This is a genomic window from Bacillus siamensis KCTC 13613 (assembly GCF_000262045.1).
Classification (GTDB): Bacteria; Bacillota; Bacilli; order Bacillales; family Bacillaceae; genus Bacillus; species Bacillus siamensis.
In genome coordinates, this window is record NZ_AJVF01000022.1 from 21460 (window position 1) to 47241 (window position 25782).

23 protein-coding genes are annotated in these 25782 nt (G+C 48.6%); 17 read left to right on the forward strand and 6 right to left on the reverse strand.

Annotated features, from left to right (window positions below; translation table 11 throughout):
• The first annotated feature begins 3 nt into the window (after positions 1–3).
• The 4 genes from Y79_RS0106510 to Y79_RS0106525 are packed head-to-tail and all read left to right on the forward strand — an operon-like array spanning position 4 to position 4048.
• A complete protein-coding gene (locus Y79_RS0106510) occupies positions 4–972 on the forward strand; it encodes a GDP-mannose 4,6-dehydratase (protein WP_029575250.1) in 969 nt (322 codons plus the stop codon).
• A 22-nt stretch (positions 973–994) separates the two neighbouring features.
• Positions 995–1906 carry a putative nucleotide-diphospho-sugar transferase gene (locus tag Y79_RS0106515; RefSeq protein ID WP_016936962.1) on the forward strand — a complete coding sequence of 304 codons (912 nt, stop codon included), beginning with the start codon at positions 995–997 and terminating at the stop codon, positions 1904–1906.
• A 27-nt stretch (positions 1907–1933) separates the two neighbouring features.
• Positions 1934–3094, forward strand: a complete 1161-nt coding sequence (locus Y79_RS0106520) for a glycosyltransferase family 2 protein (protein WP_016936963.1) — start codon at positions 1934–1936, stop codon at positions 3092–3094.
• Between the two features lie 15 nt (positions 3095–3109).
• A complete protein-coding gene (locus Y79_RS0106525) occupies positions 3110–4048 on the forward strand; it encodes a putative nucleotide-diphospho-sugar transferase (protein ID WP_016936964.1) in 939 nt (312 codons plus the stop codon).
• A gap of 28 nt (positions 4049–4076) precedes the next feature.
• Here the strand turns inward: Y79_RS0106525 and Y79_RS0106530 are convergent, their stop codons facing one another.
• On the reverse strand, positions 4077–5306 hold the full coding sequence (locus Y79_RS0106530; protein WP_016936965.1) for an MFS transporter: 1230 nt from the start codon (positions 5304–5306) through the stop codon (positions 4077–4079).
• Positions 5307–5422: 116 nt separating this feature from the next.
• A complete protein-coding gene (locus tag Y79_RS0106535) occupies positions 5423–6808 on the reverse strand; it encodes a branched-chain amino acid transporter BcaP (RefSeq protein ID WP_016936966.1) in 1386 nt (461 codons plus the stop codon).
• 246 nt (positions 6809–7054) lie between these two features.
• Here Y79_RS0106535 and yfmT point away from each other — a divergent pair, with 246 nt between their 5' ends.
• The 3 genes from yfmT to Y79_RS0106550 all read left to right on the forward strand — a co-directional run bounded on the left by yfmT (position 7055) and on the right by Y79_RS0106550 (position 10409).
• Complete coding sequence (yfmT, locus tag Y79_RS0106540; RefSeq protein ID WP_016936967.1) at positions 7055–8512, forward strand: benzaldehyde dehydrogenase; 1458 nt, start codon at positions 7055–7057, stop codon at positions 8510–8512.
• A gap of 465 nt (positions 8513–8977) precedes the next feature.
• A complete protein-coding gene (locus Y79_RS1000000121945; RefSeq protein ID WP_369719111.1) occupies positions 8978–9382 on the forward strand; it encodes a methyl-accepting chemotaxis protein in 405 nt (134 codons plus the stop codon).
• Between the two features lie 127 nt (positions 9383–9509).
• Positions 9510–10409: an SDR family oxidoreductase gene (locus Y79_RS0106550; RefSeq protein ID WP_016936968.1), complete on the forward strand. Its 900-nt coding sequence runs from the start codon at positions 9510–9512 to the stop codon at positions 10407–10409.
• Positions 10410–10455: 46 nt separating this feature from the next.
• Here Y79_RS0106550 and Y79_RS0106555 read toward each other — a convergent pair whose 3' ends face one another.
• Entirely contained in the window at positions 10456–11523 is a 1068-nt protein-coding gene (locus Y79_RS0106555) for a tetratricopeptide repeat-containing glycosyltransferase family 2 protein (RefSeq protein WP_016936969.1), read from the reverse strand.
• Positions 11524–11681: 158 nt separating this feature from the next.
• Between Y79_RS0106555 and Y79_RS0106560 the strand changes: the two genes are divergently transcribed.
• From Y79_RS0106560 to Y79_RS0106570, 3 genes are all read left to right on the forward strand, one after another.
• Positions 11682–13571: an ABC-F family ATP-binding cassette domain-containing protein gene (locus tag Y79_RS0106560; RefSeq protein WP_016936970.1), complete on the forward strand. Its 1890-nt coding sequence runs from the start codon at positions 11682–11684 to the stop codon at positions 13569–13571.
• Between the two features lie 179 nt (positions 13572–13750).
• Positions 13751–14173 carry a MerR family transcriptional regulator gene (locus tag Y79_RS0106565; RefSeq protein WP_016936971.1) on the forward strand — a complete coding sequence of 141 codons (423 nt, stop codon included), beginning with the start codon at positions 13751–13753 and terminating at the stop codon, positions 14171–14173.
• 63 nt (positions 14174–14236) lie between these two features.
• A complete protein-coding gene (locus Y79_RS0106570; protein WP_016936972.1) occupies positions 14237–15421 on the forward strand; it encodes an MFS transporter in 1185 nt (394 codons plus the stop codon).
• A gap of 43 nt (positions 15422–15464) precedes the next feature.
• Here Y79_RS0106570 and Y79_RS0106575 read toward each other — a convergent pair whose 3' ends face one another.
• Positions 15465–17021 (reverse strand): ABC-F family ATP-binding cassette domain-containing protein, encoded by a 1557-nt coding sequence (locus Y79_RS0106575; RefSeq protein WP_016936973.1) that lies wholly within the window; start codon positions 17019–17021, stop codon positions 15465–15467.
• A gap of 170 nt (positions 17022–17191) precedes the next feature.
• Between Y79_RS0106575 and Y79_RS0106580 the strand changes: the two genes are divergently transcribed.
• Positions 17192–18322: a DEAD/DEAH box helicase gene (locus tag Y79_RS0106580; RefSeq protein ID WP_016936974.1), complete on the forward strand. Its 1131-nt coding sequence runs from the start codon at positions 17192–17194 to the stop codon at positions 18320–18322.
• Positions 18323–18394: 72 nt separating this feature from the next.
• Positions 18395–18841: a GNAT family N-acetyltransferase gene (locus Y79_RS0106585; protein WP_016936975.1), complete on the forward strand. Its 447-nt coding sequence runs from the start codon at positions 18395–18397 to the stop codon at positions 18839–18841.
• Between the two features lie 53 nt (positions 18842–18894).
• On the opposite strand, the gene Y79_RS0106590 is transcribed toward Y79_RS0106585, so the two are convergent.
• Both Y79_RS0106590 and Y79_RS0106595 read right to left on the reverse strand, forming a co-directional pair.
• On the reverse strand, positions 18895–19914 hold the full coding sequence (locus tag Y79_RS0106590; RefSeq protein WP_016936976.1) for an NADP-dependent oxidoreductase: 1020 nt from the start codon (positions 19912–19914) through the stop codon (positions 18895–18897).
• A gap of 113 nt (positions 19915–20027) precedes the next feature.
• On the reverse strand, positions 20028–20378 hold the full coding sequence (locus tag Y79_RS0106595) for a DUF3212 family protein (protein WP_016936977.1): 351 nt from the start codon (positions 20376–20378) through the stop codon (positions 20028–20030).
• Between the two features lie 191 nt (positions 20379–20569).
• Between Y79_RS0106595 and Y79_RS0106600 the strand changes: the two genes are divergently transcribed.
• From Y79_RS0106600 to Y79_RS1000000121820, 5 genes are all read left to right on the forward strand, one after another.
• The gene (locus tag Y79_RS0106600; protein ID WP_016936978.1) at positions 20570–20917 is read left to right on the forward strand and encodes a YflT domain-containing protein; all 348 of its coding nucleotides are present in this window, start codon (positions 20570–20572) and stop codon (positions 20915–20917) included.
• 162 nt (positions 20918–21079) lie between these two features.
• On the forward strand, positions 21080–22345 hold the full coding sequence (locus tag Y79_RS0106605; protein WP_016936979.1) for a pectate lyase: 1266 nt from the start codon (positions 21080–21082) through the stop codon (positions 22343–22345).
• Between the two features lie 117 nt (positions 22346–22462).
• Complete coding sequence (locus Y79_RS0106610; protein ID WP_007408966.1) at positions 22463–23899, forward strand: anion permease; 1437 nt, start codon at positions 22463–22465, stop codon at positions 23897–23899.
• Between the two features lie 107 nt (positions 23900–24006).
• Complete coding sequence (locus tag Y79_RS0106615; RefSeq protein WP_029575252.1) at positions 24007–24714, forward strand: hypothetical protein; 708 nt, start codon at positions 24007–24009, stop codon at positions 24712–24714.
• Positions 24715–24828: 114 nt separating this feature from the next.
• Positions 24829–25782 (forward strand): NTTRR-F1 domain (locus tag Y79_RS1000000121820; RefSeq protein WP_155816724.1); only part of this gene is annotated, 954 nt, incomplete at its 3' end.

The window sequence follows — 25782 nt, forward strand, 5'->3', positions numbered from 1 at the left end:
AGTTTGAGTTTCTGGAAAAATAAAAATGTGTTTGTGACGGGATGTACAGGTCTTTTAGGAAGCTGCTTGGTAAAGGAACTGATCGATCAGGGGGCCAATGTGACGGGACTTGTCCGTGACACTGTGCTCAAATCTAATCTGTATCAGGGAGAACAAGTGAAGCAAATGAATATCGTGCAGGGCGCTCTTGAAGATCTGGATGTGATTGAGCGGGCGCTGGGCGAATATGAAATCGACACGGTCTTTCATTTAGCAGCACAGGCGATCGTCGGCGTCGCAAACCGCAATCCGATTTCCACATTTGAAGCCAATATTCTCGGCACATGGAACATCCTTGAAGCGTGCCGCCGGCATCCGCTCATCAAGCGGGTGATCGTCGCCTCCAGTGATAAAGCGTACGGCGACCAGCCGGCACTGCCGTATGATGAAAACATGCCTCTTCAGGGCAAACATCCGTATGATGTGTCAAAAAGCTGTGCCGATCTGATAAGCCACACATATTTTAATACGTACGGCCTTCCGGTTTGTATTACGCGCTGCGGCAACTTGTACGGCGGCGGGGATTTGAATTTCAACCGGATTATCCCGCAGACGATTCAGCTCGTGCTGAACGGTGAAGCGCCGGAAATCCGCAGCGACGGCACATTTATCCGTGATTATTTTTACATTGAGGATGCGGTCGAGGCGTACCTTTTGCTGGCGGAAAAGATGGAGGAGCTCAATCTTGCGGGAGAAGCGTTCAACTTCAGCAATGAGATTCAGCTGACGGTGCTGGAACTTGTAGAAAAAATTCTTAAGGCTATGGACAGTGACTTGAAGCCGAAGGTGCTCAACCAGGGGAGCCACGAAATCAAGCATCAATATTTGTCGGCGGAAAAGGCGAGAAAGCTTCTGAACTGGACACCCGCGCATACCATTGATGAAGGGTTGGAAAAAACGATCGAATGGTATAAAGCCTTTTTTCAAAAGTAACAGAAACAGAGGTGATAAAGACGTGACAAGCGCATATTGCACAGTTTTATCAAAAGGAAGGCTGTATCAGGCCATCGCTTTATTCGGCTCATTGAAAGAGGTTCAGGCGGACGCCCCCATTTTTACTTTGTGTATGGATCAAGACACCTATGACGTGCTTCAGGCAATGCAGCCGGATAATGTCACCCTGATTCCGGTGTCTGCACTGGAAAATGAGGAGCTCCTTGAATTGAAGCGGACGAGAGACCAGAGCGAATACTGCTGGACGGTGAAGCCGGTATTTCTCGAATTCGTGCTGGACGGACATCCGGACTTAGAGCGTGTCACGTACATTGATGCCGATTTGTTTTTTTTCGCTGATCCGCGCCCGATTTTTGAAAATCAGCCGGATTGTTCGGTGCTTCTGTCACGGGGCGATATCGTCATCCCCTCATTTAAAAAAAAGGAAATTGACATGCTGCAGCGCCTTTTAGGCCGGTATAATTCCGGTTTTCTCAGCTTCAAAAACGATCGGGCCGGCACAGATTGTCTCAGATGGTGGAAAGAACGCTGCCTTGAAGAATGCAAAAATGCGCCGGGTGAAGGAAAATTCGGAGATCAGGGCTACTTGGATCACATGTCTGATCTATTCCCGAATGTGTGTGACATCACCACGCCCGGTGTGAATATCGGCCATTGGAATTACGGCCGGCACACATTTTCATGGAAGGACGGGCGTCTTGTGCTCGAAGACGGGAGTCCGCTGATTTTCTATCATTTCAGCGGATACCGGATCATCACAGCCGGCGACATTCGGCAGATTCACGAGAAGACCCGGACCGACCTGCCGTTTGTCCATCAGCTTTACAAAGACATTCTGAAGCAGGTGATCGGGACGGTCAGCGCCGTCTGCCCGGAGTTCAGCGGCTTTGCATCTGAGAATGATAACAAATAAATGATTATATACAGGAAGTGAACAAAAGTGAAGGCAAGCGTCATAGTTCCCGCATATAATTCCAGAGAGCGGCTTTATAACAGCCTGCTATCCCTGAATGAACAGGAATGCACAGAGCCGTTCGAAGTGATTGTGGCTGACAACGGTTCGGAAGACGGAACCTTATCCATGCTCGAATCATTCAGCGCGAATTTTCCGCTGATTTTTGTGAGAATTAAAGAAAACAGAGGAATCGCTTACGGCCGGAATCAGGCGGTCCGCAATGCCAGAGGCGATATTTTGATTTTCCATGACAGTGACATGCTTGCCGAAAAGGATTTGGTGGCGAAGCATATCAAGGCTCATGAGAACCGGGACGATCTTGTCGTATGCGGTATGTTCTGGAAGCGGCTGTACAGCTTTTATTATGACCGTTTTGAAAAAGAGCACAAGGAAAAGCTCGCCGAACTGTATGAAGAGCTGCCGGGCGATAAAGAGCCGCTTCTTGATGAAAGTGCCATCAGAGACGGAAGCTTTCTCGACCGATGCTTTGACTTAGATACCGATTTTATACATGTGCTGAAAAGCATTTTGGAAAAATACGGAGACGACTTGGAAGGCTACCGTCTGCCGTGGCGTTTTTTCATTACGAACAATTCATCAGTCAAACGGCAGCACGTGGCAGATCTCGGTCTGTTTGATGAAGGCATTGTCAGATACGGTTTTGAAGATTATGATCTCGGCATCAGGCTTCACCAGTCGGGCTTGTCGTTTCAGCTGCGGCGCGATATCATGAGCGTCCATCAGGAGCATCCGAGCAACTGTGCTTCCGTTGATGACATCAGGGCGAATATCGCGTACATGTGCGACAAGTACAATGACATCCATTCGCTTGACGTGCACCTCGCGTTTAACGGCCCGTTTGACGCGGAGTTAACCAACAGCATTATGGCAGACATCGAAGTGCTGCTTGATTATGAGAAATATGAAAGCCTGCTGTACATCTTTCTTGAGCTGATGCACGCGGTTAAAGACCGCAACCTCGACCCGGACTGGAGGACGAAAAGCCCGCGTATCACGGCGAACAGTTTTCATCTGCCGGAGGCCCAAAAGCTTTTGTCAAAAGCGGAAAAAAAGCTGGGCGTTACGCACTTTGCAAGAGCGTTCAAAGCGCTGTTTGCTGATTTACTGCATGTGGATCTTAAATAAATTGGATGTGATATGGTGAGTAAATATCATTTTTCAACCATTGTTTCAAGAACGCATATCTTTAAACTGATGCCGATGATTCATTCTCTCCATGAGCATTGCCGTGATTTTCATCTGTATGTGCTGTGTGTCGACAAGAAGGCGTATGAACTGCTTCAGCAGGTGCCGTGGGAGCATGTCACGGCGGTTCAGCTCCATGAAATGGAAGATCCGGAGCTGCTTGAAGCAAAGGGCGGGCGGACGTTTCATGAATATTGCTGGACGCTGAAGCCGGCATTTCTGTTTCATGTGATGACGGAGTATGATGAAGCCGAATATTTTGCCCATTTGGACACCGATCTCTTTTTCTTCTCAGATGCGGGCGAGCTGTTTGCGGAAAAGCCGGATGCTTCTCTTTTCCTGACGGATCACCGCAATTCAGAACGGTTTGCGTCTTATTACAAGCTGACCGGGCAGTACAACACCGGGTTTGTCGGCGCGCGGAATACCGAGGAGGCGTATCGGGCGGTCTGGCAGTGGAGACAGGATTGCATCTCCTATTGTACGGTGGAGATGAATGAAGAAAAAAAGACATACGGTGACCAAAGGTATGTTGAAAAGTGGCCCGCGCAGTTTGAGCACGTCCATGTCACGGAGTCGATCGGCGCGAATGCCGCGCTGTGGAATATTGAGCAATACGAAGTCAGCCTGCGTGACGGGGCTGTATATGTCAATGACACCCCGCTGATTTTTTATCATTTTTCAGGCTTTACGCTCGTCACGGAGAACGAATTCAATCTGTGCTGGTACTATCACATTGATGACGAGACGACAGTCAATATAATTTACGTGCCGTACATCAAAAACGTAAAAAAATGGATTGATGAAATTCAAAAGGCATTTCCCGATTTCAGAGACGGGTTTATTCCGAGATATGCGGTTCCTGACACTCATTTTTATACGGTTGAAACATAAAATCCCTGCCGAAAAGGCAGGGATTTTTTTATGAATGCCATTCTTTTAATGTTTTGTCGCTCGGCAGGACAAACGCGAGCAGTCCTAAAACGGGCAGAAAGGCGACGGCTGTCATGGTCGGCGTCAATCCCGCGGAATCAATGAGGGCGCCGAGCGCAACGGCTCCGATTGCTCCCATTCCGAAGGCGAGCCCGACCGTAAGTCCTGACATCGTGCCGATTTTACCCGGGACGAGCTCCTGCGCGTAGACAACGGTCACAGAAAAGCTGGACATCAGGACAACGCCGATCAGCGCCAGTACACCATAGGCGATGACAGGCCCCGCAAACGGAAGGAAAATCGTCAAGGGAGCCGATGCCATCATTGATACAATAATGACGTTCCGCTTTCCGAAACGGTCTGCCAGCGGCCCGCCGAGAAACGTTCCGACAGCCCCGAAGAATAAAAAGACGAAGATGTAGCTCTGTGCCTGCTGAATGCTGACATGATAGGCATTCATCGCATAGAACGTATAAAAGTTGCCGATCGCGCTCACATACCAGGAACGCGCGAAAATCAAGAAGATAATCATGATAAGGGCAAGAATAATCGGCTTTGTAATCACGGTCTCCACAGCGGCAGCCGGTGATTTTTTACTTGCGGCGCGCAAATGAATAAGGCGCCCTTTATACCATTTGGCGATATAAATGAGAAACAGCACAGCGATTGCGGCGACAAGCGTAAACCAGACAGAGCCGAATTGACCGAGCGGAACGAGAATCAGCGCGGTAATCAGGGGCGCCATCGCCTGGCCGGTATTTCCGCCGACTTGGTAAATCGATTGCGCCAAGCCGCGCTTTTCGCCGGCGGCCATGTAAGCGACACGCGATCCTTCAGGATGAAAGACGGCGGAGCCAAGGCCGATAAAAAATACGCAGCATAAAATCGTCAGAAAAGACGGGGCGAACGCGAGCCCTAAAATGCCGAGCATGCTTGCGGTGAGTCCGAGCGGCAGGGCATACGGCATCGGGCGTTTATCCGTATACCAGCCGATGACGGGCTGCATCACGGAAGACACCATATTCAGCGTAAAGGCGATCATTCCGAGCTGTGTAAAGGTAAGACTCATGGAACGTTCCAAAATAGGAAACATCGCCGGAATCACCGCTTGCAGTGAATCGTTCAGCAAATGACAAATCCCGATAATCAATAAAATGGAATACATGGTTGTATCGGGACGATGGACAGGTTTTTCTTTCATCGGTGCGGCAATTGCCAAAGTGATTCTCCTCCTTTTATGTAAGCAAAGCATACACCATATTATTCATAAGGTGAATGAATGATCAAGAGCAAAAAAGGCTCTTCTTTCTCAAATCGAAAAAAGAGCCTCCCTTTTTATTTGTTTAATAAACTGTGTTTTCGCGAATAAACCATATAAACGACGATCCCGGCGGCGATCCAGATGACAAAGGAAAGCCATGTCACGCCGGGCAGGCTGCTTGCGAGATAGAGGCATAAGCATGCGCTGATGATCGGCACAAAAGGAACGAAAGGAACACGGAAGGAAGATTTGATCTCCGGATGTTTCTTTCTTAAAACGATGACGGCGATCGCGATGACCGTAAAGGCCGCCAAGGTTCCCATGTTGACGAGATGCGCCAAGGTTCCCAGATCAATCAAACCGGCGATCCCGGCGGCAACGATCCCCGTCACCCAGGTGTTTTGAAACGGTGTTTTAAAACGCGGATGCACCTTGGAAAATACGCGGGGCAAAAGACCGTCTCTGCTCATCGCAAATGTGAGACGCACCTGAGCGTACAGCAGAGCAAGCATGACTGTTGTAATCCCGATAATCGCGCCGACGGAAATAATGCCCGCGATTTTGTTCTGGCCGACAAATTGGAGCGCGAATGATACCGGATCTCCGACATTTAATTTAGTGTACGAAAGCATTCCCGTCAGAACGAGCGACACGGTAATGTAAAGGATGGTGCAGATGGCGAGCGCGCCGATAATCCCGATCGGCATTGATTTCTGCGGGTTCTTCACTTCTTCCGATGCGTTTGACACGGCATCAAATCCGAGATACGCGAAGAAAACGGTCGCGGCGCTCGTGATGACGCCTTTCATTCCGAACGGCATAAACGGCGACCAGTTTTCCGGTTTCACGTAGCCGAATCCGACGACGATAAACAGCAAAATGATCGCAATTTTCATCAAAACAATGACATTATTAAAGCGGGTGCTTTCTTTCACGCCTCTTGAAACAATCGCGGTAATCACCAAAATAATAATAACGGCCGGCAGATTGAGCACAGCGCCCGCTTTGCTCCCGGGTGCGGCGGTCAGCGCCTCCGGAAGATGCATCCCGAAGCCCGCAAGAAGCGACTGGAAATACGATGACCAGCCGGTTGCGACGGCGGAGAGCGCAATGACATATTCAAGCATTAAGTCCCATCCGATTAAAAACGCGAGACATTCTCCGAGAGTGACATAGGAGTACGTATATACGCTGCCTGAAATCGGAATGGATGAAGAAAATTCCGCATAACAAAACGCTGCGAGCGCGCAGGCAAGGCCCGCGAGCACAAACGACAGAATCAAAGCCGGTCCTGCCCCTGTTGCGGCCACGGTCCCGGTAATCACAAAAATCCCCGTGCCGACAACACAGCCGATTCCGAGTAAAACCAAGTCAAAAGCGCTTAACGAGCGGGCCAGACCGGCCTGTTTGCTTTGGACCTTTAAGTCGGCGATCGGCTTTTTCCGAAATAATAAAGACATATGGGTCCTCCTGAAAATTCATAATATTCATATCATTATATACACTGACGTTTGTATTATATTGTCGAAATTTCGCACAGTCAATTAAAGAATTTTCCACTTTAAAAGGAAAAAGCTCAAAAGCGTCGATGTGCGGAAGGAACAGTAATTTTATTGTGAAATAGTTCAATTTTCTCACGTTAAGACCGATACAAAAAATGACTCATCAACTATTTTCAAGTTTCGGTGAAAGGGAGATGTTTTTACATGTTTCAATATGAAGAACTAAATAAGCAGTTTATCGGCGGCCGATGGAGGGATGGGAGCAGCCGGAACGTATTGGAAAACAGAAATCCTTATACTCAGAAAGTCATCACCTCATTCCGAAAAGCGACGCCTGATGACGTGGATGCGGCGTATCGCGCCGCGGCTCTTGCGAAACAAGAATGGGACAAAGTCAATCCTTTTAAAAAGCGGGCCATTTTGGAAAAAGCCGTATCTTTCATCGAAGAGCACGAAGAAGCGATCATTTACTTAATCATGGAGGAGCTTGGCGGAACAAGGCTGAAGGCTGAGTTTGAAATCGGACTTGTCAAAAATATGATAAAAGAAGCCGCAACATTTCCGGTGCGGATGGAAGGGAAAATTCTCCCGTCCACGATTGACGGAAAAGAAAACAGGCTGTACAGAATACCAGCCGGTGTCGTCGGGGTCATCAGCCCGTTTAATTTCCCGTTTTTCCTTTCGGTGAAATCAGTTGCGCCGGCACTCGGAGCGGGCAACGGCGTTGTGCTGAAGCCTCATGAAGAAACACCGATCTGCGGCGGAACACTGATTGCGAAGATTTTTGAAGCGGCCGGCGTACCGGACGGGCTGCTGAATGTCATCGTGACGGATATCGGGGAGATCGGCGACAGTTTTGTTGAGCATCCCGTGCCGCGGATTATCTCATTTACGGGTTCAACCGGAGTGGGCAGCTATATCGGACAGCTTGCGATCAAGCACTTTAAAAAACCGCTCTTGGAGCTTGGCGGAAACAGCGCGCTGATCGTGCTTGAGGACGCTGATCTCGAATACGCCGTCAATGCGGCCGTATTCAGCCGGTTTACGCATCAGGGCCAGATCTGCATGTCGGCGAACCGCGTGCTCGTTCACACATCTGTATATGACAAATTCACAGAGCTTTACGAAGCGAAAGTGTCATCGCTGAAAGTCGGCGATCCGATGGACCCTGATACGGTGATCGGGCCTTTAATCAATGAGAAACAGGCGGAAGGTCTGAAACGGTCCGTTGAAAAAGCGATAGAAGAGGGAGCGGTTCCGGTGCTTTCCGGCCGATTCAGCAAAACGGTAGCTGAACCCGTCATCTTAAAAGATGTAAGACCTGAGATGAGTATCGCAAAAGAGGAACTGTTCGGTCCGGCCGTCTGCATTATGCCGTTTGAAACGGAGGATGAAGCGGTAAGCATCGCAAACGCGACACCGTTCGGTTTAAGCGGAGCCGTGCATACGGCAAACGTTGAGCGCGGCGTTGAGTTTGCTAAGCGGATCGAAACCGGCATGATTCACGTCAACGATACGACCATTAATGATGAACCGAATGTCGCGTTCGGCGGCGAGAAGCAATCAGGTCTCGGGAGGCTGAACGGCGAATGGAGCCTTGAAGAATTCACTACGCTGAAATGGATTTCGGTTCAGCATGAAAAACGGCAATTCCCATATTAAGAAGGAGTGAAAGAAATGAGTATACAGACGGAACAGCAAACGCACAGCCTGCTTGACGCTTTTGTCAAAGTTGCGCCTTTTTTAAACAGCCTGATCCAAGATGACATCACCATCGGGATTTATGATACAGAAAAATTAATTGTGAATATTCCGGCTAAAACGTTTTCTCTTAACGTAAAGCCGGGAGACCCGCTCCAAAAAGGAGACATCATTACAGACGCGATACGCATGAATCAGAAGAAGACAAGCATGGTGCCGAAAGAGCTGTTCGGATTTCCGCTGATCGCCAGAGCGATTCCGCTTCACGATGAAAACGGAAAAGTCATCGGCGGCGTCGGTCTCGGCACGAGCCTTGAAAAATCAGCTAAGCTTCATGATGTCGCTGAAAGCCTGTCCGCCGTCGTGGAACAGACCGCTTCAGCCATCGCGGATATTTCAGAATCCATCAGCGGCTTTTCAGCACAGATGACCGGGATTTCCGCTCAGGCGAAACAAGTCAGTGAAAGCGCGGGAGAAATTGCCGACATTTCCGTCACTGTCAAGGGCATCTCAGATCAAAGCAATCTGCTCGGTTTGAATGCGGCCATTGAAGCCGCGAGAGCTGGAGAATCCGGCAAGGGCTTTTCCGTGGTGGCGGATGAGATCCGCAAGCTTGCCACTCATTCAAAAGACAACGTCGGACAAATTGACCAGATTACGAAAAAAATCCACAGCCTGCTGAAAGGGCTGGAGGACTCTATTGAATCCATCAACCAGAACACAGACGGCCAAGCGGCGGCGGTTGAACAAATTTCTGCCACGATGCAGGAGATTTCAGGAAGCGCCCAGCATTTAGCGAAAATGGCTGAAAACGTGCTCGGAGAATCATAAAAAAAGGGAGCTTACGGGCTCCTTTTTTGTTTTCCCTTATCAATTGGAAACTGCACTTACACGTTTGATCCGCTATACGCAGGGGTACACATACGAATACATCACCAATGATAAAGGAGAGTTTTGTATGTCTGATGCAAATCTGCACAACCCGCAGATGAAATATGATCATGATGAATTTCCAAAACAATATCAGGAGCCGCCCGGTTTGCAGAAAGAGATGAAGCCTGTGCCGGACTGCGGCGAAACAAGCTATAAAGGAGCAGGCAAGCTGAAGGGAAGAAAAGCCCTCGTCACCGGCGGCGATTCGGGGATCGGCCGGGCTGCTGCGATTGCTTATGCCCGGGAAGGGGCGGATGTGGCCATTAACTATCTGCCTGAGGAACAGCCGGATGCCGAAGAAGTGAAAGCATTAATTGAAAAAGAAGGAAGAAAAGCCGTTCTGCTCCCCGGAGATTTAAGCGATGAAGCGTTTTGCGGAGAATTGGCGGAAAAAGCGTATCAAGAGCTTGGCGGTCTTGACACGCTCGCCCTTGTCGCCGGCAAACAGCAGGCAGTGGATGATATCAGCGATCTTGCCACAGAACAAATCTATCAAACATTCGAAGTTAATGTTTTCTCACTGTATTGGCTCGTCAAAGCGGCGCTTCCGTATCTGCCGGAAGGCGCGTCTATTATCACGACAACTTCTGTCGAAGGGTACAATCCAAGTCCGATGCTGTTGGATTATGCCGCGACAAAACATGCCATTATCGGCTTTACCGTCGGCTTAGGAAAGCAGCTGGCGAATAAAGGAATCAGAGTCAACTCTGTAGCGCCGGGGCCGATCTGGACGCCGCTTCAGATTTCCGGAGGACAGCCCGGTGAAAACATTCCGAAATTCGGCAAGGAAACACCGGCCGTGCCATTACAGCGTGCCGGCCAGCCCGCGGAGCTTGCAGGGATTTATGTTTTTTTGGCCTCAGAAGAATCGAGTTATGTGACATCCCAGATCTACAGTGTCAGCGGAGGTATTCCGACGGCGTAATGAATAAGGAGCTGCCCTCTTACAGGGGGCAGCTCTTTTTTTGATGTTATGTGCCGAGCACGTTTTGATTATACAGGACGCTCGGATGTGACGGGTGATAGGAGGCGGCTTTGTCGTTATGAATCTTCGCTTTTTCTCTGTCGCCGAGCTGCCAGTGGCAGACGCAGAGTTGCAGATGAGGATACCAGGTGGAATATTCGAGCTGGGTAAAGCCTGAATCGCTGTATGTGGCGGATAGGGCGAGCTCATACCAAAACACGCCCTGCCGGTATTGCCGTTTCTCCGTAAAATAGTCGCCGAGCCTGCAGCAGAACTCCGGCCGCGGACAATCAATCAAAAATGATTTTAAGAGCGACGTCATGGCGGCCTCTTCATGGCCGACCGCCCTGTAGCAATCGAATAGGTATTGGCACGTTCTGATCTCGTCTTCGATCCAGCACTGTTTAGTGGAAAGAAAATGATGATAATACGTAATGGCGCGCTGATACTGGCCGTGATCCTTTAATTCATTCGCGAAATAAAATAAATCGCGAGGTGTCATCGTTTCACTGTTTTCCGCCATTTTCTCGTAAATCCTCAGGTTGCGGTCTGAGGGAGGCGAGTGCTTTTTCTCGGATTTGCGGTGTGTGACGGCGATATCGGTTTCTATAATGTTTCCGTATACTTCCAGATACTCATGCACGGCTCCGATCCAGCGGAACCCTTTTTCCCGCTTGACGAGACGGTTGCGGCGGTATCTGAAGCTGACCTCTCCCCGATCATCAAAGCCGACGTGATAATACATGGATACCGCGTCCACCTCTTTTGAAAGCGACGCCTTCAGCTCTATCAGCTTTTCACGATCCTTTTCCGTCAGCATATCGTCGGCGTCCAGCCACAGAATATATTCCATTTCCGCTTTCGAAAACGCAAAATTACGGGCGGCCGCAAAATGATCGACCCATTCAAAATCATAAATCTTATCCGTATAACGGGCCGCGATTTCTTTCGTCCGGTCGGTCGACCCCGTATCAGCAATCACAATTTCATCCGCAATGTCTTTGACGGAATCAAGACAGCCCGCAAGCACTTCCTCTTCATTTTTAACGATAACGCATAAACTGATGCTGATCATGTCATCACCTCTTCACCTCCAGTGTATAAAAGGAGAGGCGGAAACATTCTTCGGACAAAATGATCGCTTCCAAGAAATTTGTCTGCCCTTTTACTAGTTTTATTCCAACGCCTGATTTAAAATGAACACATGAACTTACGTGAGGATTGATAGGAACCATGAGCATCTTAAAAGCGGAAAATCTTTATAAAACATACGGAGAAAAGACATTATTCGACCATATCTCCTTTCATATTGAAGAGAATGAAAGAATCGGTTTAATCGGCCCGAACGGAACGGGGAAGTCCACGCTTCTGAAAACCATTGCCGGCCTTGAATCAACGGAGGAAGGCGAGATGACGGCTTCAGGAAACGTGCATATTGAGTTTTTGCATCAGGATCCCGATCTTCCTGCCGGACAAACCGTCCTTGAGCATATTTATTCCGGTGACTCAGCCGTTATGAGAACGATGCGGGAGTACGAAAAAGCGCTTCAGGAGCTGAATGAAGAGCCGGAAAATGAACAGCGCCAAAAGCACCTGCTTGATGCGCAGGCGAGAATGGACGCGAATGATGCGTGGGAGGCGAATACATTAGCCAAAACGGTTTTAACCAAACTCGGTGTCACCGACTTGATGAAGGATGTCAGCGAGCTGTCCGGCGGCCAGAAAAAGCGCGTCGCGATTGCGAAAAACGTCATCCAGCCGGCTGACCTGCTTATTTTGGATGAACCGACAAACCATTTGGACAATGAAACGATTGAATGGCTGGAAGGCTACTTATCGCAATATCCGGGCGCCGTCATGCTTGTCACGCACGACAGGTATTTTCTGAACAGGGTGACGAACAGAATTTACGAGCTTGAGAGAGGCAGCCTTTATACGTATAAGGGAAACTATGAAGTATTCCTGGAAAAACGGGCCGAACGGGAAGCGCTGGCAGAGCAGAAAGAAACGAAACGTCAAAACCTCCTGCGCCGCGAATTGGCGTGGCTCAGAAGAGGGGCGAAAGCACGCTCGACGAAACAAAAAGCGAGAGTGGACAGAGCGGAGGCGCTCAAGGAGCAAAAAGGGCCGGCAGTTTCAGGATCGCTCGATTTCGCGATCGGGTCCCACCGTCTCGGAAAACAGGTGATAGAAGCGGAAAACGTCACCCTCACCTACGGCGGCCAAGCGCTGATCAGCCAATTTAACGAGCTTGTTATCCCGGGTGAAAGAATCGGCATCATCGGGCCGAACGGAATCGGGAAAACGACACTTTTAAACAGCCTCGCCGGCAGAATTCAGCCAGACAGCGGCCGCATCACCATCGGGCAGACGGTCAGGATCGGGTACTACACCCAGGACCACAGCGAAATGAACGGCGATATGAAAGTCATTGACTATATAAAAGAGACGGCTGAAATCGTCAAGACGGCGGAAGGTGATGTCATCACCGCGGAACAAATGCTTGAGCGCTTTCTGTTCCCGCGCCCGATGCAGCAGACATATATCAGAAAGCTGTCAGGCGGGGAAAAGCGCCGTCTGTACTTGCTGAATGTACTGATGCAGGAGCCGAATGTGCTGTTTTTAGATGAGCCGACCAATGATCTGGACACAGAAACATTAAGCGTGCTCGAAGATTACATCGAACAGTTTCCGGGCGTCGTCATTACCGTATCCCATGACCGCTATTTCCTTGACCGTGTCGTGGACCGCCTGATCGTATTTGAAGGACAAGGCGTCATTTCGCGTTTCCAAGGTTCGTACAGTGAATACATGGAATACGCAAAAGCGAAGAAGACTGCGGTAAAACAGCCGGCCGAAGAGAAAAAGGCGGAGGAAGAGCCGAAGAAAAAGCGCAAAAAGCTTTCGTACAAGGACCAGATCGAATGGGACGGCATCGAAGACAAAATCGCCGGCCTTGAAGAAAAGCATCAGCGTCTGGAAGCGGAAATCGCTGAAGCGGGAAGTGATTTCGGAAAGATTCAAGAACTGATGGCCGAACAGGCAAAAACGGCTGAAGAGCTTGAAGCGGCGATGGAGCGCTGGACCGAATTGTCACTGATGATTGAAGAACTTGAGAATTAAAAAAAGCCGGTATGTCCCCCGAGAAAATAGCGGGTCATACCGGCTTTTTTTGTCATGAGCGGATGTCCATTGTGCGGTATGGATGTTTATCCGTAAAAATTCATTTTTAAAACTTCACGTTTACGTTAAGGTTCAAAAGGTGTATAATAGAAACAGAAACGACAAGAGGGGGATTCACCTTGGAATGGATGAAGATTGATCAAGTTGCCAAACGAAGCGGATTGACAAAACGAACCATTCGTTTTTACGAGGAGATTGGTTTGATTCCTGCACCTAAACGGACAGAAGGCGGCGTCCGGCTTTACTCTGAAGATGATATGGAGGAGCTCGAAAAAGTCACCAGCACTAAAGAAGTGCTCGGTTTTTCCCTTCAGGAGCTTCAGCAGTTTATGGAGATGAGCCGTCAGCTGGAATTAAACAAAGAGGGGTACTTGTTGTCACTGGATCCGAAGGAACGGAAAGCAAAGCTGGAAGAGATTCAGCACGCATTGAACCACCAGCTTGAGATGATTGATGAGAAGATCAGCACATTTCTGCATTTTAAAGAGCGCCTTAACGGAATGAAAGAAAAAGCTGACCGCGCCATTCAATCAATCGAATGATTTTGCTGTAAACGCTATGAAGATAGCGTTTCTTTTAATGGATCAAATAGGAGGTCTGATCAAATGGATACATCATCACAACAGAAAACAGGCTTATTCAGCCAGCCTAAAGCCGTTTGGGCGGTTGCGTTTGCCTGTGTGATTTCCTTTATGGGAATCGGACTCGTCGACCCGATACTTCCGGCGATTGCCGCACAATTACATGCTTCACCTAGTGAAGTATCTCTGTTATTTACAAGTTATTTACTCGTTACCGGTTTTATGATGTTTTTCTCCGGCGCGATTTCCAGCCGGATCGGCGCGAAATGGACACTGCTTCTCGGACTTATTTTTATCATCGTGTTTGCCGCCCTTGGCGGAAGCTCAAGTTCAATCGCTCAGCTTGTCGGCTATCGCGGCGGCTGGGGGCTTGGGAATGCTCTCTTTATTTCAACCGCGCTGGCCGTCATTGTCGGGGTATCTGTCGGCGGCAGCGCCAAAGCCATTATTTTGTATGAGGCCGCGCTCGGCTTGGGGATTTCCGTCGGGCCGCTTGCAGGCGGAGAGCTTGGCAGCATTTCATGGCGCGCTCCGTTCTTCGGAGTGTCTGTCCTGATGTTTATAGCGCTTTGCGCGATTTCACTCATGCTGCCGAAGCTGCCGAAACCGGCGAAACGCGTCGGTGTGTTTGATGCGATGAAGGCGCTCAAGTATAAAGGCCTTTTGACAATGGCAGTATCGGCATTCTTATACAACTTTGGATTTTTTATTTTGCTTGCTTATTCTCCGTTCGTTCTGGATTTAGATGAACACGGTCTTGGATACGTCTTCTTCGGCTGGGGGTTATTGCTGGCAATTACGTCAGTCTTTACGGCGCCGCTCGTGCACAAAGCGCTGGGAACAGTGCGTTCGCTCGTCGTTCTCTTTATCGCCTTTGCGGTCATTCTCATCGTCATGGGGATCTGGACTGACCATCAGACGTTGATCATTACATGTATCGTTGTCGCCGGTGCCGTGCTCGGTATGGTGAATACGATCATGACAACGGCTGTGATGGGTTCTGCGCCGGTTGAACGTTCAATCGCGTCTTCAGCCTACAGCTCAGTCCGCTTTATCGGCGGTGCGCTCGCTCCGTGGATTGCGGGAATGCTGTCAGAACACTTCACCGCAAGCACGCCATATACAGTTGGCGGGCTCGTCGTTTTTGTCGGCATGCTTGTCCTTCTCATGGGACGCAAACATCTCGCCGGAATAAAAGCCGGACATTAAGAAAAAAAGGAACTTCCGCACAGGCGGGAGTTCCTTTTTGTGTTTACAGCACTTTCGTCGTCCAAGACTCGCAGTTCCATGTTTCTGTCGCGATATCCATGTAGAACTCCGGTTCGTGGGAAATGAGCAGAATGGAGCCTTTGTATTCTTTCAGTGCGCGTTTCAGCTCTTCTTTCGCATCGACATCCAGGTGGTTTGTCGGCTCGTCAAGCACGAGCAGGTTTGTTTCTGAATTGATCAGCTTGCACAGTCTGACCTTTGCTTTTTCTCCTCCGCTTAATACGGAGACGCGGCTTTCAATGTGTTTAGTGGTCAGGCCGCATTTGGCGAGGGCGGCGCGGATTTCGTACTGGGTAAAGGAAGGAAATTCGCTCCACACTTCTTCGATGCACGTATTGTTATTGGTTTCTTTTACTTCCTGCTCGAAATAGCCCGTGTATTGATGCTCGCCGCGTTCCACCGTGCCTTCCAGCGGCTGAATTTCACCGAGCAGGCTTTTTAACAGCGTCGTTTTCCCGATGCCGTTCGCGCCGTACAGGGCGACTTTCTGTCCGCGTTCCATTCTGAGGTTGAGCGGACGTGACAGCGGGGTATCGTAGCCGATGACTAAGTCCTTCGTTTCAAAAATCAATTTGCCTGACGTTCTCGCCGGCTTGAAATGGAATTCCGGTTTCGGTTTTTCAGCCGCCAGTTCAATCATATCCATCTTATCAAGCTTTTTCTGGCGGGACATCGCCATATTTCTCGTGCTGACCCGCGCTTTGTTGCGGGCGACAAAATCCTTCAGCTCTGCGACTTCCTGCTGCTGCTTTTTGTAGGCCGCTTCGAGCTGCTGTTTTTTCACTTCGTATACTTCCATAAACTGATGGTAGTCGCCGACATAACGCGTCAGCTCTTGATTTTCTACATGATAAATCAAATTGATCACGCTGTTTAAAAACGGAATGTCGTGAGAAATTAAGATGAACGCATTTTCATATTCCTGCAAATAGCGTTTCAGCCATTCAATATGCTGCTCATCAAGGTAGTTCGTCGGTTCGTCCAACAGGAGGATTTCCGGTTTTTCCAAAAGCAGCTTGGCGAGCAGCACTTTCGTCCGCTGTCCGCCGCTTAAGTCAGTGACGTCGCGGTCAAGGCCGACATCCTGCAGGCCGAGGCCGCGGGCGATTTCTTCAACTTTGCTGTCAATCACATAGAAATCATTGTTTGTCAGGGCGTCCTGAATGACACCGACATCTTCAAGCAGCTGCTCAAGCTCATCAGGGTCCGCTTCGCCCATTTTATTGTAAATCTCATTCATTTCTTCTTCCATCGCAAATAAGTAATGGAACGCATCTTTCAGCACGTCGCGGATCGTTTTGCCTTTTTCAAGCACAGTATGCTGATCGAGATAGCCGACGCGCACGTTTTTCGCCCATTCAATCTTTCCCTCATCAGGCTCAAGCTTTCCGGTAATAATATTCATAAATGTTGATTTACCTTCGCCGTTAGCTCCGATTAAGCCGACGTGCTCCCCTTTTAAAAGACGGAACGATACATTGTTAAAAAGCGCACGGTCACCGAAGCCGTGGCTTAAATCTTTTACGGATAAAATACTCATCATTACACCTCTATCGTTATCAGACACGCTTTTTTATCATGTGTCTTTCTCATTAATGATTATAAAGGAGGAGACCGTTTGTTAAAAGGCTTGGAAGGAAAAAGAAAATTGCGTTTGCCGCGTGCATTTGAGATACTATGGAGTAGATTTTAAGAATTGAGGAGAACGACATGACCCAAACATGGCCATTTTTACAGCATACACAACCATTTATCGCCGAAAACTGGAGAGCGTCAGGCTTTCAGAAGCCGACCGACATTCAGGAAAAAGCCGCTCAGGTGATCATGGAAGGGAAGGACGTCATCGCCGAATCCCCGACGGGAACCGGAAAAACATTGGCGTATACGCTTCCGGTTCTGGAGCGGATCAATCCGGAGCAAAAACATCCGCAAGTGATTATTTTAGCGCCGTCCCGCGAGCTTGTGATGCAGATTTTTCAGGTGATTCAGGATTGGACAAAAGGCTCCGATCTTCGCGCCTTGTCTTTAATCGGCGGAGCAAACGTGAAAAAGCAGGTGGAAAAGCTCAAAAATAAACCGCATATCATTGCAGGCACACCGGGCAGGGTGCTCGAATTGATTCAGGCGAAAAAGCTGAAAATGCATGAAGTCAAGACGATCGTTCTTGATGAAGCGGATCAGCTCGTGACAAAGGAACACCGCGAAACAATGAAAAAAATCATTAAAACGACGCTGAAAGACCGCCAGCTTTTAAGCTTTTCTGCTACGCTGCAGCCGGAGACAGAAGAGGTGCTGAATGGAATTGCACACGAACCGGCCGTTTTGAAGGTGGAGCGGAATACGGCGGAAAAAGCCCGGGTCACGCATCAATATCTCGTCTGCGATCAGCGGGATAAAGTGAAGCTATTGCAAAAGCTGTCACGGCTGAACGGCATGCAGGCGCTCGTGTTCGTCAGAGATATCGGAAATTTAAGCGTCTATGCGGAAAAACTCGCCTATCATCACGTGGATCTCGGCATCCTGCACGGAGAAGCGAAAAAAATGGAGCGGGCAAAGATATTATCAGCGTTTGAACGGGGAGAATTTCCGCTGCTTCTGGCGACTGACATAGCAGCGCGCGGACTTGATATCGACGATCTTCCGTACGTCATTCACGCGGACATCCCAAATGCAGACGGGTACATTCACAGATCAGGCCGGACGGGGCGGGCCGGTAAAGAAGGAACGGTACTCAGCCTTGTCACGCCGATGGAAGAATCCAAACTGAAAAAAATGGCCAAATCACTCGGAATTGAGCTGAAAGAGGCCGTTTATTCAGGCGGAAAATTATCTGAGAAATAAGAAACGGAGGGCGGGAAGCCCTTCGTTTTTTGTTGTAAAATAATAGAAAAGGTTCGCGCGGGGGATGGGAAGATGGTTTCAATAGACAGATTTCAAATATTGAAGGAACGTGAGCTGAAAATACTTGAGCACTGGTTTAAGGACGATAATATCAGACGGAGAATGGATGCGATGCTGCCATTAGATGCGTGGTATGCACGATTGAATGAAGATGAAGACGATACTGTCTTTATGGCATATGACGGGCAGCTGCCGGCTGGCATAGTCTCTATAGAGTTTGTGGAGGAACAGGTGTATATCGGATTGATCGTCAATCCTTTGTACCAGCTTCAAGGGTACGGAAAACGGATATTGCAAAAACTCCTGACTGACCCTGGGTTTACCAGTGTGCGGGAATGGGCGGCAAGCATCGAAAAAGACAATCAAATGAGTTTAGCCTGCTTTCAAGCAGCGGGATTCACTTTGGAAGATACGGAGCCGGATGAAGACGGCTTCCTGACTTTGATTCTTCGCAGCTGATCCGAAAAAGCAGAAAAGGAGGGAACAAAGCCCTCCTTTTTTTCATCATCATGTTAACTTGGATCACTGACTTTGATGATCTGTTTGCCTTTGTTTTCTCCTTTAAACAAACCGAGGAATGCGTCAGGAATATGGCTGAATCCTTCCGTAATCGTTTCTTCATAATGAAGCTTCCCGTCCTTGAGCCATTCAGCCAATTGTTTCGCGCCTTCGGAAAAGCGGTCAGCATAATCACCGACGATGAATCCCTGCATCAGCGCTTTTGTTTTAATCAGTTTCGGCTGTACGCGGGGACCCATGTCTTCCTCTTCACTTTCGGTATTATATGAAGAGATCGCTCCGCATACCGGAATGCGGGCGAATTCATTCAGCAGGTTTATCACCGCATCTGAAATCGGTCCGCCGACATTGTCAAAATAGACATCGACGCCGTCAGGGCATGCCTGTTCAAGCGCTTTTTGAATATCATCCGCCGTTTTGTAATTAATGGCTTCATCAAATTGAAGCTCCTCTTTCAGATACGCGATTTTTTCGTCAGAACCGGCGATGCCGACAACCCGCGCGCCTTTGATTTTGGCAATCTGCCCGACCGTTGAGCCGACGGCGCCCGCAGCCCCTGAAACGACGACGGTTTCGCCTTTTTTCGGACGGCCGATATCAAGCAGCCCGAAGTAAGCGGTCAGTCCGGTCATCCCTAAAATGCCGAGGTACGCCGAGGCGGGTGCGATATCCGTGTCCAGTTTGCGGAGGGCGGACTCATTCACTGCTGAGTATTCCTGCCATGCGAGATTCCCGATCACAATATCGCCTTTTTTCAGCTTATTGCCGTCTGTGAGAACCTCGGCAATCACTCCGCCTGTTATGGCTTCATCTAAAGCGAACGGCTCGACATATGATTTTGTATCCTGCATTCGTCCGCGCATGTACGGATCAACGGACACATAACTCGTTTTTACAAGCACTTCACCGTCTTCCGGCTCGGGAACGGCAATCGTTTCAAAACGGAAATCGTCATGGACGGGAACGCCTTTAGGGCGTCTCGCCAATTGAATCTGCTGCTGATTTTTCGGCATGATGCATCCTCCTTCAACATGAGTGTTTGTTCCAAATGTAACACGAACCATTTCCCGAATACAAAATCAAACCGTCCGCCGGCAACAAAAAAAGAAGGGCCCGGGCCCTTCTTTTAATAGAACAACCGGAACATCTCAGTGTTTTTCTCATGTTCCAAATATTCATAGGCATTTGTTTTAGAAGAATGAAGCATGTCGGGGGTAATGACGGGCTGAAGCGCGGTCAGATAAGTACCCAGCGTATTCTCAATTTCTTTCGGCAGAACGGATTCGATATCACCGATATTGATAATAATAGAGAAAACGTAATCGATATTAATATGAAAGGTATCTTCAGCAAAGGCCGTAAGCTCTTTTATTCCATCCGGGCAGCGGGTATGCCGGCGGAATACCTGTTTCACTAAATCACTGACAACCCAAGCGTTAAATCGCTGTTCCGGTGAAAAATAATGAATAGGAACCACCTCCCTGCGTGATCGGCTCTTGAAAATTTTTATTTTTCTGATAAAAGTAGCTTCTCCTACTGTAACATGTCCCGGAAGAAAATATCCACCGACAATCTGCCCGATTTTTCACTGAACGCTCTTTCTTTTGTTTGGCACTTGGTGAAGCGGGTAAACACACAATATACAAAAACAAAAGGGAGGACTTCTCAATGAAACCGGTAGTAAGAGAGTATACAAACGATCAAAAACTGATGCAGGACGTAAAAGAGCTTCAGCAAATGGGTGTCGCAAAAGAAGATGTATACGTGCTTTCTCATGATGACGACAGAACGGAACGACTGGCCGACAATACGGATGTCAATACCATCGGAGCAAAAGAAACGGGCATTAAACACGCGGTCGGCAATATGTTTAATAAAAAGGGCGACGAGCTCCGCAACAAAATTCACGAAATCGGCTTTTCAGAAGAGGAAGCATCACAATTTGAAAAGCGCTTAGATGAAGGAAAAGTCCTTCTGTTTGTCACGGATAACGAAAAAGTAAAATCATGGGCGTAAGCCGATCAGGTCCCAAGGGATTTCGGTCCCTTGGGATTTTTTTGCGGATTCCGCAATAAAACCGAAAGACACAATCAGTACATTTTCGGTGCTGTTTCTTAATTGATTTGATACAATTCGTTTGTAATAAATTGGAATATCAAATCAGGAGGAGCACCATTTATGAAAAAAATGTTACTGATGCTGGCGGTTTGTTTATGGATGATTCCTGCGGGTGTCCATGCCGCTGACCTTGGCCGGCAGACGTTAGGAGCAAATGACGGATGGGGAGCCGCTTCCGGCGGGACAACCGGCGGCGCGAAAGCCTCTTCATCGAATGTATACACCGTATCAAACAGACAGCAGCTCGTTTCTGCATTAGGTGGAAGCGCCAACAGCACGCCGAAGATTATTTACATACAAGGCACAATCAATTTGAATACCGACGACCGCAATAAAACGCTCGGCTTTCATGATTATAAAGATCCGGCATATGATCTCAACGCCTATTTGAACGCGTACGACCCGGATAAATGGGGGAAAAAAGCACCTTCAGGCACCCAGGAAGACGCCAGACAGCGATCCCAAAAAAATCAGAAAGCGCGGGTCGTGATTGATATCCCTTCAAATACGACGATCATCGGGTCAGGCTCAAACGCCAAAGTGACAGGCGGAAATTTTAATATGAAGAACGGCGTCGACAACGTCATCATCCGCAACATCGAATTTCAAGACGCTTACGACTATTTTCCGCAATGGGACCCGACTGACGGCAGCAGCGGCAACTGGAACTCGGAATATGACAATATCACCATTAACGGCGCGACGCACATCTGGATCGACCATTGCACCTTTAATGACGGATCGAATCCCGACAGCGGTTTTCCCTACTATTACGGGAGAAAATATCAGCACCATGACGGCCAGACGGATATAGCCAACGGGGCGAATTATATTACATTATCTTATAATAAATATCATGACCATGATAAAGGCTCCGTCATCGGAAACAGCGACAGCAAGACGTCGGATGAAGGAAAACTGAAGGTGACCCTTCACCATAACTATTACCAGAACATCGTCCAGCGCGCCCCGCGGGTCCGGTACGGGCAGGTTCATATTTATAATAATTTTTACGCAGGCTCGAAAAGCGCCGCGTACCCGTTCAGTTATGCATGGGGCGCAGGACATGCGTCAAAAATATATGCGCAGAATAATGTTTTTGAGGTGCCGGGCCTGGCTGCCGATAAGGTCATCAGCGTCTTCAGCGGCGGAAAAGCGCTTCATGAAGAGGGCACTCTTTTAAACGGCGCTGCCATTAACGCGTCAGCCGCCAACGGATTAAGTCAGTCTGTCGGCTGGACACCGGCATTGCACGGCTCTATCGGCTCATCCGCAAATGTAAAACCGGATGTTATATCTAAAGCCGGTTCGGGTACGTTAAAATAAGAAACACAAAGGAATATTTTCCTTTGTGTTTTTTAATTAACAAAAACGTTTATTAACTTAGTTAAGTAGTAAAATGGGATGGGGGATGGAAGACAACAAAATAGGAGGAGACCTGTAATGGCTTCAGAAAAAGACGCAAAAAAACAGCAGGCGGTAAAAATCATTCCTTTGCTTATTACTGTTGCTGTGGGATTAATCATTTGGTTTATTCCCGCGCCGTCCGGACTTGAACCTAAAGCATGGCATTTGTTCGCTATTTTTGTCGCAACAATTATCGGCTTTATCTCCAAGCCCTTGCCAATGGGCGCAATTGCAATTTTTGCATTGGCAGTCACCGCGTTAACGGGAACGCTTTCTATTGAAAATACGTTAAGCGGATTTGGAAACAAGACAATCTGGCTGATTGTCATCGCCTTTTTTATTTCCCGGGGATTTATCAAAACCGGGCTCGGCGCCAGGATTTCTTACGTATTCGTACAACGGTTCGGGAAGAAAACACTCGGCCTTTCTTATTCACTGCTGTTCAGTGATTTAATTTTATCACCTGCCATTCCGAGTAACACGGCACGGGCGGGCGGCATTATTTTTCCTATTATCAGATCATTATCCGAAACTTTCGGATCAACGCCGGCAGACGGAACAGAGCGGAAAATCGGCGCTTTCTTATTAAAGACCGGTTTCCAAGGAAACTTGATTACGTCTGCGATGTTTTTGACGGCAATGGCGGCGAACCCGCTGATCGCCAAGCTGGCCCATGATGTCGCAGGGGTGGACATCACATGGACAAGCTGGGCAATCGCGGCCATTGTCCCGGGATTGGCGAGCTTAATCATTACACCGCTCGTTATTTATAAGCTGTATCCGCCGGAAATTAAAGAAACACCGGATGCGGCTAAAATCGCAACGGAAAAATTGAAAGAAATGGGTCCGTTTAAAAAATCCGAGCTCTCCATGGTCATCGTCTTTTTATTGGTGCTTGCGCTGTGGATTTTCGGAGGAAGCTTAAATATCGACGCAACGACGACGGCCCTGATCGGATTATCCGTTTTGCTTTTGTCACAGGTATTAACATGGGAGGACATCAAAAAGGAACAAGGTGCGTGGGATACACTGACTTGGTTCGCGGCGCTTGTGATGCTGGCGAATTTCCTGAATGAACTCGGCATGGTGTCTTGGTTCAGTAATATGATGAAATCCTCTGTTTCCGGTTTTTCATGGATTGTGGCATTTATGATTCTGATCGTTGTGTATTATTACACCCATTACTTCTTTGCGAGCGCAACCGCGCATATCAGCGCCATGTATGCGGCATTTCTCGCCGTCATTGTGGCGGCAGGCGCTCCGCCGCTATTGGCGGCGCTCAGCCTGGCGTTTTTCAGCAACCTTTTCGGTTCGACAACGCATTACGGCTCAGGAGCGGCTCCGGTCTTTTTCGGAGCGGGCTATATTTCGCAAAGCAAATGGTGGTCCATCGGCTTTATCCTGTCAATCGTCCATATTGTGACATGGCTTGTGATCGGCGGATTATGGTGGAAAGTATTGGGTTTATGGTAGAAGAAAAAAGGCAGACTCAGGTCTGCCTTTTTTTTGTTTTGATAAGAGGCGGGAAGGCCCTGCACATGATGGCTTCAGCGTGAATACAATATAGCCGGGGTGATAATATGAGCAGCGGCCGTAATCAATACATGATATTGAAACAGAAACCTTACAAATATATGAGCAGACATATGAAACGCTGGTATGAACAATTACTATACGATCATGAAAAAACGGAAATAGTGACGGAAAAACAGTTTCCGTCTTTAGATGAAAATCGATCTGCCCTGTGCGTGCCCCAGATGCGGGGTCCCGAAGGCAAAAGAGGCCCCGCCGGCTCCCGCGGTCCGCAAGGGGAAGCAGGTCCGCCCGGTCCGCCTGGTCCCCCGGGGCCTGAGGGTCCGCCCGGTGCGGTTCCGGCTGTAGCTTTTCAAAATACAACAGAACAAATGACGATTCCGTTAGAAGGAACACCGATAAATGTATTAAGCACGGTGGTAGATGCGCCGACAGATCAATTGGTAAAAACGGATGCCGTCATACAAGTAAATGTGGAATTAGATCTGCTCGCTTCTAATTTTTCATTAGACTTAGCTGTCGATCTCCAAAGAAATGGGGTATCTATTCAAACACTAAGACAAGAGCTGAACCTCTTTTCTTCAGGCGGGCAAATCTTGGGGATTCCTTTTACGTACATCGAGGAAATGACAGCGGGAGAAACAGCTGCGTATCAGCTCTTTTTATCTGTACTGTCTTCGAATCATGTCACGCAAGTCACAGCGGCAAACCGTTCCCTCATTGCAACGGGATTCCCCATTCAAGGATCGGACTAAGGTGATGAATAGAAATCACCTTTTTTATTTAGGTTGTCAAAAGACAGCCCGTATTAATATGCTGTCTTAAAATGTAAGGTTATCCGCAACAGAAAGGAGAGGGAAAAAGCTTGAATGAATAATCCGATTATAAATGGGAGCTTTGAAACCGGCACATTAGAGGGTTGGAGTTCGGCAAATACCCAGATTAACAGTTTGTTTGCACATTCAGGGAGATATTCTGCACAATTTATTGGAACTCAGCCATATGCTTACCTCAGTCAAATCATCCCCATCTCAGCTCAGTCACTGACTCTATTCGTATCACTGGCAACGCTCGGAAATGAGCCAAGTCCCCAGGTAACCCTCCAGATCATATATGTCAGCGCAGCAGGTGAACAAATCAGTTCCGTTCAAGAAAATATCACACCCGGAAATTTGCCGAACGTGCTCTTTCATACATGGTCTGAAATCTATAAAACAAGCAGTGTGCCTTCTGGCGCGGCCTCTGCTGTCATTGTATTAAGTAAAGTTTCTTCCGGCACGGTTTTAATAGACGATGTTTCATTGGCGCAAACCGGGGGTGACCCTGGCGTTACAGGCCCTACAGGAGCAACAGGGGTAACCGGAGCAACGGGTGCAACGGGTGCAACCGGCTCAACCGGATCGACTGGAATCACAGGGTCAACAGGAGCAACTGGAGTAACCGGAGTAACGGGAGCTACTGGAGCAACGGGTGCAAGAGGAGCAACCGGATCGACTGGAATCACAGGGTCAACAGGTCCAACTGGAGTAACAGGAACAACAGGATCAACAGGTCCAACGGGTGCAACCGGCTCAACCGGAGCGACTGGGATCACAGGGTCAACCGGTCCAACTGGAGTAACCGGAGTAACGGGAGCTACTGGAGCAACGGGTGCAAGAGGAGCAACCGGATCGACTGGGATCACAGGGTCAACCGGTCCAACTGGAGTAACAGGAACAACAGGGTCAACAGGTCCAACTGGAGTAACAGGAACAACAGGGTCAACAGGTCCAACGGGTGCAACCGGATCAACCGGAGCGACTGGAATCACAGGGTCAACAGGT

Bases quoted from the DNA above. Each gene is read 5' to 3' on its own strand.
- Y79_RS0106535 (WP_016936966.1), bottom strand. From the start codon at position 6,808: ATGTCTTTATTATTTCGGAAAAAGCCGATCGCCGACTTAAAGGTCCAA.
- yfmT (WP_016936967.1), top strand. From the start codon at position 7,055: ATGTTTCAATATGAAGAACTAAATAAGCAGTTTATCGGCGGCCGATGG.
- Y79_RS1000000121945 (WP_369719111.1), top strand. From the start codon at position 8,978: ATGACCGGGATTTCCGCTCAGGCGAAACAAGTCAGTGAAAGCGCGGGA.
- Y79_RS0106550 (WP_016936968.1), top strand. From the start codon at position 9,510: ATGTCTGATGCAAATCTGCACAACCCGCAGATGAAATATGATCATGAT.
- Y79_RS0106555 (WP_016936969.1), bottom strand. From the start codon at position 11,523: ATGATCAGCATCAGTTTATGCGTTATCGTTAAAAATGAAGAGGAAGTG.
- Y79_RS0106560 (WP_016936970.1), top strand. From the start codon at position 11,682: ATGAGCATCTTAAAAGCGGAAAATCTTTATAAAACATACGGAGAAAAG.
- Y79_RS0106570 (WP_016936972.1), top strand. From the start codon at position 14,237: ATGGATACATCATCACAACAGAAAACAGGCTTATTCAGCCAGCCTAAA.
- Y79_RS0106575 (WP_016936973.1), bottom strand. From the start codon at position 17,021: ATGAGTATTTTATCCGTAAAAGATTTAAGCCACGGCTTCGGTGACCGT.
- Y79_RS0106580 (WP_016936974.1), top strand. From the start codon at position 17,192: ATGACCCAAACATGGCCATTTTTACAGCATACACAACCATTTATCGCC.
- Y79_RS0106585 (WP_016936975.1), top strand. From the start codon at position 18,395: ATGGTTTCAATAGACAGATTTCAAATATTGAAGGAACGTGAGCTGAAA.
- Y79_RS0106590 (WP_016936976.1), bottom strand. From the start codon at position 19,914: ATGCCGAAAAATCAGCAGCAGATTCAATTGGCGAGACGCCCTAAAGGC.
- Y79_RS0106600 (WP_016936978.1), top strand. From the start codon at position 20,570: ATGAAACCGGTAGTAAGAGAGTATACAAACGATCAAAAACTGATGCAG.
- Y79_RS0106605 (WP_016936979.1), top strand. From the start codon at position 21,080: ATGAAAAAAATGTTACTGATGCTGGCGGTTTGTTTATGGATGATTCCT.
- Y79_RS0106610 (WP_007408966.1), top strand. From the start codon at position 22,463: ATGGCTTCAGAAAAAGACGCAAAAAAACAGCAGGCGGTAAAAATCATT.
- Y79_RS0106615 (WP_029575252.1), top strand. From the start codon at position 24,007: ATGAGCAGCGGCCGTAATCAATACATGATATTGAAACAGAAACCTTAC.